Source organism: Streptomyces africanus, assembly GCF_002150735.1.
GTDB lineage: Bacteria > Actinomycetota > Actinomycetes > Streptomycetales > Streptomycetaceae > Streptomyces > Streptomyces africanus.
This window is the reverse complement of record NZ_MUKA01000329.1, coordinates 16,653-27,371: the sequence shown is the minus strand read 5'-3', so window position 1 is coordinate 27,371 and position 10,719 is coordinate 16,653. Positions and strand designations below refer to the sequence as shown.

The 10,719-nt window shown below is 69.5% G+C and carries 10 protein-coding genes; 3 read left to right on the top strand and 7 right to left on the bottom strand.

Annotation, left to right across the window (positions count from 1 at the left end; all coding sequences use genetic code 11):
- The first annotated feature begins 20 nt into the window (after positions 1-20).
- Both CCL05_RS34085 and pyk read left to right on the top strand, forming a co-directional pair.
- On the top strand, positions 21-1,235 hold the full coding sequence (locus CCL05_RS34085; protein ID WP_086564519.1) for an acetate kinase: 1,215 nt from the start codon (positions 21-23) through the stop codon (positions 1,233-1,235).
- 74 nt (positions 1,236-1,309) lie between these two features.
- Entirely contained in the window at positions 1,310-2,737 is a 1,428-nt protein-coding gene (gene pyk, locus CCL05_RS34080) for a pyruvate kinase (RefSeq protein ID WP_086564518.1), read from the top strand.
- Positions 2,738-2,840: 103 nt separating this feature from the next.
- Here the strand turns inward: pyk and CCL05_RS34075 are convergent, their stop codons facing one another.
- The 4 genes from CCL05_RS34075 to CCL05_RS34060 form a co-directional block, all read right to left on the bottom strand.
- On the bottom strand, positions 2,841-4,220 hold the full coding sequence (locus tag CCL05_RS34075; RefSeq protein WP_086564517.1) for a hypothetical protein: 1,380 nt from the start codon (positions 4,218-4,220) through the stop codon (positions 2,841-2,843).
- Positions 4,210-4,773, bottom strand: coding sequence for a DUF6114 domain-containing protein (locus tag CCL05_RS34070; protein ID WP_086564516.1), 564 nt, complete (start codon positions 4,771-4,773; stop codon positions 4,210-4,212). Before CCL05_RS34070 ends, CCL05_RS34075 begins: the two co-directional genes overlap by 11 nt.
- A gap of 119 nt (positions 4,774-4,892) precedes the next feature.
- Positions 4,893-5,525: a DUF6230 family protein gene (locus CCL05_RS34065; protein WP_086564515.1), complete on the bottom strand. Its 633-nt coding sequence runs from the start codon at positions 5,523-5,525 to the stop codon at positions 4,893-4,895.
- A gap of 622 nt (positions 5,526-6,147) precedes the next feature.
- Positions 6,148-7,122 carry a tetratricopeptide repeat protein gene (locus CCL05_RS34060; RefSeq protein WP_086564514.1) on the bottom strand — a complete coding sequence of 325 codons (975 nt, stop codon included), beginning with the start codon at positions 7,120-7,122 and terminating at the stop codon, positions 6,148-6,150.
- Between the two features lie 234 nt (positions 7,123-7,356).
- On the opposite strand from CCL05_RS34060, the gene CCL05_RS34055 reads away from it, so the two are divergent.
- Entirely contained in the window at positions 7,357-7,992 is a 636-nt protein-coding gene (locus tag CCL05_RS34055) for a TetR/AcrR family transcriptional regulator (protein ID WP_086564513.1), read from the top strand.
- Between the two features lie 33 nt (positions 7,993-8,025).
- On the opposite strand, the gene icmA is transcribed toward CCL05_RS34055, so the two are convergent.
- The 3 genes from icmA to CCL05_RS34040 all read right to left on the bottom strand — a co-directional run bounded on the left by icmA (position 8,026) and on the right by CCL05_RS34040 (position 10,693).
- Complete coding sequence (gene icmA, locus CCL05_RS34050; RefSeq protein WP_086564512.1) at positions 8,026-9,726, bottom strand: coenzyme B12-dependent isobutyryl-CoA mutase large subunit; 1,701 nt, start codon at positions 9,724-9,726, stop codon at positions 8,026-8,028.
- 75 nt (positions 9,727-9,801) lie between these two features.
- On the bottom strand, positions 9,802-10,140 hold the full coding sequence (locus CCL05_RS34045) for a DUF3817 domain-containing protein (RefSeq protein WP_086564520.1): 339 nt from the start codon (positions 10,138-10,140) through the stop codon (positions 9,802-9,804).
- A 43-nt stretch (positions 10,141-10,183) separates the two neighbouring features.
- Positions 10,184-10,693, bottom strand: coding sequence for a MarR family winged helix-turn-helix transcriptional regulator (locus tag CCL05_RS34040; RefSeq protein WP_086564511.1), 510 nt, complete (start codon positions 10,691-10,693; stop codon positions 10,184-10,186).
- Positions 10,694-10,719 lie beyond the last annotated feature (26 nt).

Below are 10,719 nucleotides of genomic sequence, written 5' to 3'. Positions count from 1 at the left end.
AGCGAGAAGGCGACCGCCCCGTGAGCCCCACCCGCGTCCTCGTCCTCAACTCCGGCTCCTCGTCGCTGAAGTACCAGCTGCTCGACATGCGCGACGACAGCCGGCTGGCGGTGGGTCTGGTCGAGCGCATCGGCGAGCAGACCTCCCGGCTGAAGCACACCCCGGCCGGCGGCGGGAGCCGGGAGCGCGGCGGGGCGATCGCCGACCACGACGCCGCCCTGAAGGCCGTCGCCGAGGAGCTCGCCAAGGACGGTCTCGGGCTGGACTCGCCCGAACTGGCCGCGATCGGGCACCGGGTGGTGCACGGCGGCAAGTCCTTCACCGAACCGACCGTGATCGACGACGCCGTGCTCGCCGAGATCGAGCGGCTCATCCCGGTCGCCCCGCTGCACAACCCGGCCAACCTCACCGGGATCCGCACGGCCCGGGCCCTGCGGCCCGACCTGCCGCAGGTCGCGGTCTTCGACACCGCGTTCCACACGACGATGCCGGAGTCGGCCGCCCGCTACGCGATCGACGTAAAGACGGCCGACGAGCACCGCATCCGGCGCTACGGCTTCCACGGCACCTCCCACGCCTACGTCTCCCGGGCCACCGCCGAGCTGCTGGGCAAGGACCCGGCCGAGACGAACGTGATCGTGCTGCACCTGGGCAACGGGGCGTCGGCCTCGGCCGTGCGGGGCGGGCGCTGCGTGGACACCTCCATGGGGCTGACGCCTTTGGAGGGGCTCGTGATGGGTACGCGCTCGGGAGACATGGACCCGGCCGTCATCTTCCATTTGATGCGTGTTGGTGGAATGTCCGCCGACGAGATCGACACTCTTCTCAACAAGAAGAGCGGTCTGATCGGACTGTGCGGTGACAACGACATGAGGGAGATCCGCCGCCGCGTCGACGAGGGCGACGAGCAGGCGGAGCTGGCGTTCGACATCTACATTCACCGCCTGAAGAAGTACATCGGCGCCTATTACGCCGTACTCGGACGGGTGGACGCGGTGGCCTTCACCGCCGGCGTCGGCGAGAACGCGGCGCCCGTGCGGGAGGCCGCCCTGGCGGGTCTGGAGGAGCTGGGCCTGGCGGTGGACGGCGAGCGCAACGCCGTGCGCGGCGACGAGGCGCGGCTGATCTCGCCCGAGGGTGCCCGGGTCGCGGTGGCGGTGGTACCTACTGACGAGGAATTGGAGATCGCGACACAGACCTACGCGCTGGTAATTGGTTCGGGGAATCACACCTGAGCGGCATGCCGCCCTTTTGTATTTTCCGCCAGACGGAATATTCCGTTGCGAAACAAACCGATAGGATCGCCCCCATGCGCCGTTCGAAAATCGTCTGTACTCTCGGCCCCGCGGTCGACTCCCACGAGCAGCTTGTCGCGTTGATCGAAGCCGGCATGAACGTGGCCCGCTTCAACTTCAGCCACGGCAGCCACGCCGAGCACCAGGGCCGGTACGACCGGGTCCGTGCCGCCGCCAAGGAGACCGGCCGGGCCATCGGGGTCCTCGCCGACCTCCAGGGCCCCAAGATCCGTCTGGAGACCTTCGCCGAGGGTCCCGTGGAACTGGTCCGCGGTGACGAGTTCACCATCACCACCGAGGACGTCCCCGGCGACAAGACGATCTGCGGGACGACCTACAAGGGCCTGCCCGGCGACGTGACCAAGGGCGACCAGGTCCTCATCAACGACGGCAACGTCGAGTTGAAGGTCACCGAGGTCGAGGGCCCCCGGGTGAAGACGATCGTCATCGAGGGCGGCGTCATCTCCGACCACAAGGGCATCAACCTGCCCGGCGCGGCCGTCAACGTGCCCGCGCTGAGCGAGAAGGACATCGAGGACCTCCGCTTCGCCCTCCGCATGGGCTGCGACCTGGTCGCGCTGTCGTTCGTCCGGGACGCCAAGGACGTCGCGGACGTGCACCGCATCATGGACGAGGAGGGCCGCCGCGTCCCGGTCATCGCCAAGGTGGAGAAGCCGCAGGCGGTGCAGAACATGGAGGACGTCGTGATGGCGTTCGACGGCGTGATGGTCGCCCGTGGTGACCTCGCCGTCGAGTACCCGCTCGAGAAGGTCCCCATGGTGCAGAAGCGCCTGATCGAGCTGTGCCGGCGCAACGCCAAGCCGGTGATCGTGGCGACCCAGATGATGGAGTCGATGATCACCAACTCCCGTCCGACCCGCGCCGAGGCCTCCGACGTGGCCAACGCGATCCTGGACGGCGCCGACGCGGTCATGCTGTCCGCCGAGTCGAGCGTGGGCGCGTACCCGATCGAGACCGTCAAGACGATGTCGAAGATCGTCACCGCGGCCGAGCAGGAGCTGATGTCCAAGGGCCTCCAGCCGCTCGTCCCGGGCAAGAAGCCGCGCACGCAGGGCGGTTCGGTGGCCCGCGCGGCCTGCGAGATCGCCGACTTCCTCGGCGGCCGGGGCCTGGTGGCCTTCACCCAGTCCGGCGACACCGCCCGCCGGCTGTGCCGCTACCGCGCGGTCCAGCCGATCATCGCGTTCACCACGGACGAGTCCACCCGCAACCAGCTCGCGCTCAGCTGGGGCGTGGAGCCGCACGTCGTGCCGTTCGTGAACAGCACCGACGAGATGGTCGACCTGGTGGACCAGGAGATGGTGAAGCTGAACCGCTTCAACGAGGGCGACATCGTGGTCATCACGGCCGGCTCGCCCCCCGGTGTCCCCGGCACCACCAACATGGTGCGCGTCCACCACCTGGGCGGCGCCGAGAGCTGACCGGGAAAGGGCCTGAGGGCCCGTGTACGGCGCGGAGGGCGCCCCCTGGGGATCAGGGGGCGCCCTCGGCGTATGCGGCTCCCGAACGGGCCTTGAGAGGCGTTCAGTCGGTGACGAAGTTGTGCAGCCCGGGCACGTGCAGGGTCCCGCCGAACTGGCCGGCCTGCTGGACCTTGACGTTGGTGAAGTAGATCAGCGGGATGTTCAGCGGCGGCGGGTGCTCCGGGTCGAACGTGATCGGGATCAGGCCGAGCAGGTTGCCGGAGATGCTCTCGGTGTACATCACCGTGTCACCGTCGCGGATCGTGGACGTCGAGCCCTTGGCCGCCTGCACGTGGTAGGTCTTGCCGGACTGCTTGTCCTTGACCGTCTGGTGGAGGTCGCCGATGTCGGTGCCGCCGGAGATGACGTACTTCAGGACCTTCTTGACGGTGCCGTTGGCGGTGCGCACCTCGACGACGCCCTTGTAGTCGGCGCCCTTCAGCGTCAGCGAACTGGCGTTGAGGAACCACGGGTCGTCGGGCAGCGGCACCTTGTTGTCGACACCGCCCTCGGCGTCGGTGGCGGCCGGGCAGTCCTCGGCGTCCGTGGAGGAGCTCGGGGACGGGCTGGGCGAGGCGGTGGCCTGCCCGGCCTCCTCGGCCGCCTTCCCGGCCTGCTCCGCCGCCTTCCGGGCCTGCTCCGCCGCGTTCTCGACGGCCTTGCCGGTGTCCTCGGCCGTCCCGGACGCCTTGTCGGTGGTGTCCTTGACGGTGTCCTCGACCGTGCCGGCGGCCTTCTCGGTCGTGTCCTTCGCCGTGCCGGCGGCGTCGTCGCCCGTCGTCCCGGTGCTCTCGGACGCGGAGGCGGACGGCGTGGGGCTCGGGCTCGCGCCGGCCTTGTCCCCGCCGTTGAAGATGCCCCCGATGGCGTCGCCGATGTCCTCCAGCAGATTGCCGCCGCTCTCGGACGGCGAGGGGGACGGCGTGGCGGCCGAGTCGCCGTCGCCGGGCGCGCTCGGGGACGGGGCCGGCTCGGGCTCGCCCTTGTCGTCGGAACCTGAATCCGACGAAGAGGAGTCGTCCTTGTCCGCGCCTGTGCCGCCCCCGCCGGACGAGGGGGACGGTGTGGGAGCCGTCCCGCCCTGGTCGGCGCTGTCGTCCTTCGAGCCGTCGCTCGCCGAGGGGGACGGCGTGGGCGAGGCGGAGTCGTCGCCCTTGGGGTCCTTGGCGTCCTCCAGGGCCGCCACGCACTCCTTGTACTCGTCGGCCGTCAGGCTCTTCGACGTCGGCGTCGCCGGGTTGTTGCTGTCGGCGATGGCGAGCGTGGATGTGAAGCCCATGCCCATGAGAACCGCCGTCGGCATCGCGGCCATGGCTATCGCCTTGCCCGCGGGCCTGTTGAACCTGGTGAACAGCGGCTTCTTGGGTGCCGCGTGGCGCGGCCCGGTTCTCACACGGGACGCCTCCACATCAGCCCCGTGGGTCACCTCGTCAGCCGGCACTGTGCCTCCCGTTCGCCCCGTTGGCCGGGTTCGTTCCTGACAGATCGTTCGGCTGGTCCGCCCCGTCCACGGGCCGCAGCACCGTGGTGTCGTGGTCCATGGCGCCGGGAGCCTCGCCCGTGCCCGTGGTCGCGTGGGCGGCGAGCTGCCCCGCGGGCGGCGGGGCCGGCGCCCAGGCCACGGCCATCGCCCCGCCCACGAGGGCGAGGAAGAAGCCGATGAGGAAGCCGCCGAGGTTGGACACGGGGATGGACACCAGCGCCAGCAGGATCGCCGCGACACCCGCGAAGACACGGACGTGCTTCTGGAACCAGAGGCTGACGCCCAGCACGACGAGCAGCACACCGATGATCAGGGAACCGGCACCCGCGGTGGTCGCCATCGCCAGCGTCAGGTGACCGATCTGGAGGTTCGCGTACGGGAAGTAGGCGATGGGCAGTCCGCTGAGCAGGACGAACAGTCCGGCCCAGAACGGCCGCGTACCCCGCCAGGCGCGGAACTGCTGCCTCCGGAGAGTGAACTGGCCGTCAGCGGCAGGAGTCTCGGCGCTCATGGAAAAACAGCTCCCTGGTACGGCGTTGCTGTGGTGGTGATGTGGGCCGTCCGTGAAGGCCCGGCCGGAAGGTGGACGGGCGGGGGCGCCACCGGCTCCCCCGCCCGCTCAGCGAGTGCTTAGTAGCACTCCTTGACACCCGTCGACAGCGACATCTTCAGGCCGCTGAGCTTGAAGGTTCCGGCGGTGGTCGCCCACGCCGTCTGCTTCACGTCGGACAGGGTCGCCCGGTCCGCCTGCTGGGCGAAGCCGTACGGGTTCGACGTCTCGCCCTTCCTCATGGCCGGACCCTTGTTGGCGTCCTTGGCGGCCACACCGATGTCGATGTTCTCGAACGTCGCGTCGGCGCTGAGGTCGGCGACATCGATGTAGAGGTTCTGCGCCTTGACCGGCTCCGAACCCTGGCCCGCACGCAGGATCAGGCTGACGTTCCCGAGCACCGGAATGTTCGGGGTGACGACCGACTGGCACAGGTTCTTGATCGTCGCCGACTTGAACGACGAGACCGCGACCGGGTGCACGGCCTTCTTGCCGTCGAGCGTGTATCCCTCGTCGAGGGCGCCGTACTGCGAGAAGCCCTCACCGACGAGCTGGTCGGTCGTGACCTTGAACGACTGCCCGGAGACACTGAACGACGCGGCGAGAGCGCCCTGCGCGAGGGCGACACCTATCGCAGCCGTGGCGGCGACGCTGGGCACCATGACCACAGCGAACCGCTTCCATCTGGTCCCGCCACGCACCTGGGACTCCATATTTCCTCCTTCTCGGACGTACATCTCCTGACCTGGCTCGCCCCGAATCGCGGCTCAGCCGTGCAGGGATGGGAGAAGTGCTACGTCCTCGGGAAGGAGAGCGCCTGCACTCGGCGGCGCAACTAGCGCCCGAATCACCGGCGATCACCCCCGAGCGACAACCACTGGTCGCGCCTGACACGCATCACGCACAACCCTGCTGGACAGGCTTCGCCGGACAGGCGAAGACCCCCCTGTCCAAGAGCCGGCGCCACTGCCGCCGGCTCTGCTCGGTGGGGACCCAGGACGTCCCGCGACCCAACCGGCTGCCGGGGTACGGGAATGGACCGAGCGTGGCCGATCGTGGTGCATTCTCGCCGCCCGCACAAGGGGGTTCGTTACTGGCTAGTAACGGCGGGATAACCGAACAACGACCCCCCGGTCTCGGACGGCGACACAGGGTGGCGCCGAACGGCAGTACAAAGCTGTTGATCGCTGGACAGAAACCGACAGATCAACGCCCGGGTCTTACTCGTAGTAACAGCGGCCGCGATTACCAAGTTTTGGTAAAGCGCGGCCGCGATGACGCCCTGTCGGCAAATCCTTCACATGGGCGCCACAGGCCCGTGTGTTTAACGACTGGTCAGAACAGGGCCCGGGCCAGGGCCCTGCGGGCCGCGATCACGCGCGGATCATCGGGTCCGACCACCTCGAACAGCTCCAGCAGCCGCATCCGTACGGTGTCCCGGTCGTCACCCACCGTACGCCCCACGGTCTCGATGAGCCGGCCGAAGGCGTCCTCCACATGGCCGCCCACCAGATCCAGGTCGGCCGCGGCGATCTGCGCCTGCACGTCGGCCGGCTTCTCGGCCGCGTCCCTGCGCACCTGCTGCGGATCGACGCCCTGCACCCGCTGGAGCAACTCGGCCTGCGCGAGGCCCAGTTTGGCCTCCTCGTTGCCCGGGTCCTCGCTCAGTACGTTCTTGTAGGCCTGGACGGCACCGCTCAGATCACCCGAGTCCAGCGCCTGCACGGCGGCCTCGAGGAGCCCGTCGTACGGACCGGCCGGCCGCTCGGGAGCCGACTGGGCGCCGCCCGGGTCGGCCTCGGGGTCGACGGTGAGGCCGGTCAGGCCGAAGCGCTGCTCGGCGACCTGCACCAGCTGGTCCAGCGTCTGCCGGATCTGCGTCTCGTCCGCGGCCCCCTGGAAGAGCGGCAGCGCCTGCCCCGCGACGACCGCGAACACGGCCGGGATCCCCTGGATGCCGAACTGCTGCATCAGCATCTGGTTGGCGTCGACGTCGATCTTGGCGAGCAGGAAGCGGCCGTTGTACTCGACGGCCAGCCGCTCCAGGACCGGGCTCAGCTGCTTGCAGGGCTGACACCACTCGGCCCAGAAGTCGATGACGACGGGCACCTCGGCGGACCGCTGGAGGACGTCCCTCTCGAACCCCGCCTCGTCGACGTCGATGACGAGATCGGCCGGGGAGATCGCCCCCGCGCCGCCTTCCCGGGCGGCTTGCGCACGCGCCTGCTCCGCCTTCGCCTTGGCCTCCTGGGCCGCCTTCACCGCGGCGAGGTCGACGACTCCGCTCATGGACATGTTCCGTGGCTGCATGCGTCTATCCTCCCCCGTACGGCGCGCGCGTGTGAAAAACGGTGTGAAAGCCGGGCCGGTCGGTGCCCTTCGGCGCCGGGTCCCCACCCCACGCCATGTCACTCCAGCCCGTGTACGTCCCTCACGGGCTTTCGCTACGAGTCGTAGCGTAATGCCACACCCCACCGGCGGAACACCACCCCCCGGTGATCTCCCTCACGGCCCGCGCGGGAAACGCCGGTTTATGGTCATCCCATGCCGATCCGCAGCCCCGCCAGCCGCACCGGGCGCCCGCGCAGCGCCACGGCGGACGCCGCCATCCTGGCCGCGACGCGGGCGGCGCTGGTCGAACTGGGCTGGTCCAAGCTCACCTTGGGAGACGTCGCGACCCGCGCCGGGGTTGCGAAGACGACGCTGTACCGCCGCTGGGCGGGCAAGAACGAACTGGTCGTCGACGCGGTCGCGGAACTCTTCGACGAACTTGAGCTCCCGGACAGCGGCTCACTGGCCGCGGACATCGAGGGCGTCGTCCTCCAGTTCGCCGCCATCCTGGCCCGCCCGGAGGCGAAGAGCGGTCTGATGGCGGTGGTCACGGAGGCCACCCGCGACGACGCCCTGCGCAGCCGCATCCGCGCGTCGGTGGTCGACCGCCAGAAACGCCTGGTGGTGGAGGGCAGGTCCCGAGCCCAGGAGAGAGGCGAGCTCCCGCCCGAAACGGACCCCGCCGCGGCGTCCCGCACCGAGGACCTGATCTTCGACATGGTGGCGGGAGCGGTGGTCCACCGCACGCTGGTGAGCGGGGAGCCGGTGGACGAGGAGTGGGTCCGCGGTTTCACCCTGGTGCTGCTCAGGGGCCTGGCGGGAGAAACCGCGCACCCGGCCGCCGGCTGAGCCGCGTTCCCCGGGTCACCTGCCGGCCCCGCCTCAGAAGCCCGCAGGCTCCGTGTACACCCCCCACTCGTCCCGCAGCACCCCGCAGATCTCGCCGAGTGTCGCCTCGGCCCGTACCGCCTCCAGCATCGGCTCGATCATGTTCGCGTCCGTCCGCGCCGCGGCGATCATGTCGTCGAGCGCCGCACGGACCCGCGCGTCGTCCCGCCCGGCCTTCCGTTCGCCGAGCACCCGGACCTGCTCCCGCTCCACCTCGTGGCTGACCCGCAGGATCTCCAGATCGCCGGTCACCGAGCCGGTGTGGACGTTCACCCCGACGACCTTCTTGTCGCCCTTCTCCAGCGCCTGCTGGTACCGGAACGCCGATTCCGCGATCTCCCCGGTGAACCAGCCGTCCTCGATGCCCCGCAGGATCCCGGAGGTGATCGGCCCGATCGGGTGCTGCCCGTCCGGGTGCGCCCGCAGTCCCCGCTCCCTTATCTGCTCGAAGATCTTCTCGGCGTCGGCCTCGATCCGGTCCGTGAGCTGCTCGACGTACCAGGAACCGCCCAGCGGGTCGGCCACATGGGCGACGCCGGTCTCCTCCATCAGCACCTGCTGCGTCCGCAGCGCGATCTCCGCCGCCTGCTCGCTGGGCAGCGCGAGGGTCTCGTCGAGGGCGTTGGTGTGCAGCGAGTTGGTCCCGCCGAGCACGGCCGCCAGCGCCTCCACGGCCGTCCGTACGACGTTGTTGTACGGCTGCTGCGCGGTGAGGGAGACGCCTGCGGTCTGCGTGTGGAAGCGCAGCCACTGGGCCTTCTCGGACGTCGCGCCGTACACGTCCCGCATCCAGCGGGCCCAGATCCGCCGGGCCGCCCGGAACTTCGCGATCTCCTCGAAGAAGTCGACGTGCGCGTCGAAGAAGAAGGACAGGCCGGGGGCGAAAACGTCGACGTCCAGCCCGCGCGAGAGCCCCAGCTCCACGTACCCGAAGCCGTCCGCCAGCGTGTACGCCAGCTCCTGCGCGGCCGTCGCCCCGGCCTCCCGGATGTGGTAGCCGGAGACGGACAGCGGCTTGTACGCGGGGATGCCGGCCGCGCAGTGCTCCATCAGGTCGCCGATCAGCCGCAGATGCGGTTCCGGCTGGAAGAGCCACTCCTTCTGGGCGATGTACTCCTTGAAGATGTCCGTCTGGAGCGTGCCGTTCAGGACGGACGGGTCGACGCCCTGCCGCTCGGCGGCGACCAGGTACATGCAGAAGACGGGCACGGCCGGGCCGCTGATGGTCATGGACGTCGTGACGTCACCCAGCGGAATGTCCTTGAACAGGACCTCCATGTCGGCCGCCGAGTCGATCGCGACCCCGCAGTGCCCGACCTCGCCCAGCGAGCGCGGGTCGTCGGAGTCGCGGCCCATGAGCGTGGGCATGTCGAAGGCGACCGAGAGCCCGCCCCCGCCGTTGCGGAGGATCATCTTGTAGCGCTCGTTGGTCTGCTCGGCGTTGCCGAACCCGGCGAACTGCCGGATGGTCCACGTGCGCCCCCGGTAGCCGGTCGCGTAGAGGCCGCGGGTGAAGGGGTACTCCCCGGGCCAGCCGATCCGCTCGAACCCGTCGTACCTGTCACCGGGCCGGGGTCCGTACACCGGCTCCACGGGATCGCCGGAGAGCGTGGTGAAGTCTGCCTCGCGCTTGCGCGCGGAGTCGTAGCGGGCCTGCCAGCGGCGGCGGCCTTCCTCTATGGCGTCAGCGTCCATACCATCGAATTTACTAGGACGTCCAAGTAAATGTCGATGGCGGACCGCCGTACGTTCGCCCGTACGGCGGTGCGGTTACGCCTTGGCGGTCGCGGGCGAGTCCTCCGCGACCCTGGCCTCGAGCTCGTGGCTGATCCTGCGCTCCACGAAGAACGCGGCCGTCGGAATGGTCCCGGCGAGCAGCACCCACAGCTGCTTGCCCACCGGCCACTTCGCCTTGGAGCCCAGGTCGAAGGCGAAGATCAGGTACACGACGTACAGCCAGCCGTGCGCGGTGCCGACGACGCGCGTGAAGTCGGCGGCACCGTCCATCTCGAGCAGGTACTTGGCGATGACGCCGAGGGTCAGCAGGACCAGCAGCACACCGGTGACGTAGGCCATCACGCGGTAGCGGGTCAGCACGCTCTTTTTCATGCCGTCGAGCGTAACCACCCGTTCCGGGAGATCTTGGCCCGGGTCACCCCTCCTCGAAGTCCCCCGCGGCGATCCGCAGCGGCCGCAGCATCGCGAAGATCTCGGCGCACTCCTCCGCGTCGTACGCCCCGAGCCCGAAGTCCATCGCCATCAGGTCGCGGGTGGCCGCCTCGACCACCTCGCGGCCCTTGCCGGTGATGCTGGCGAGGGTGCCGCGCCCGTCGTTGGGGTTGGGCCGCTTGTCGACGAGGCCCGACTTCACGAGCCGGTCCACGGTGTTCGTCACGGACGTGGGATGCACCATGAGGCGCTCGCCGATCTTGGACATCGGCAGCTCGCCGGACTTGGAGAAGGTGAGCAGCACCAGCGCCTCGTAGCGCGCGAACGTCAGCCCGTACGGCTTGACCACGGCGTCGACCTCGGCGAGGAGGATCTGCTGGGCGCGCATGATCGAGGTGATCGCTGCCATGGACGGCACGTTTCCCCAGCGCTGCTTCCAGCGTTCGTCGGCGCGCGCGATCGGATCGAAGGAGAGACTGAGCGGCTTCGGCACGAACCCGACCTTACCGGCCGGTCACA

What these genes read in the sequence shown, in the direction of transcription:
- pyk (WP_086564518.1), top strand. Translation starts at nt 1,310, where the DNA reads ATGCGCCGTTCGAAAATCGTCTGTACTCTCGGCCCCGCGGTCGACTCC.
- CCL05_RS34070 (WP_086564516.1), bottom strand. Translation starts at nt 4,773, where the DNA reads ATGAGCGCCGAGACTCCTGCCGCTGACGGCCAGTTCACTCTCCGGAGG.
- CCL05_RS34065 (WP_086564515.1), bottom strand. Translation starts at nt 5,525, where the DNA reads ATGGAGTCCCAGGTGCGTGGCGGGACCAGATGGAAGCGGTTCGCTGTG.
- CCL05_RS34060 (WP_086564514.1), bottom strand. Translation starts at nt 7,122, where the DNA reads ATGCAGCCACGGAACATGTCCATGAGCGGAGTCGTCGACCTCGCCGCG.
- CCL05_RS34055 (WP_086564513.1), top strand. Translation starts at nt 7,357, where the DNA reads ATGCCGATCCGCAGCCCCGCCAGCCGCACCGGGCGCCCGCGCAGCGCC.
- icmA (WP_086564512.1), bottom strand. Translation starts at nt 9,726, where the DNA reads ATGGACGCTGACGCCATAGAGGAAGGCCGCCGCCGCTGGCAGGCCCGC.
- CCL05_RS34045 (WP_086564520.1), bottom strand. Translation starts at nt 10,140, where the DNA reads ATGAAAAAGAGCGTGCTGACCCGCTACCGCGTGATGGCCTACGTCACC.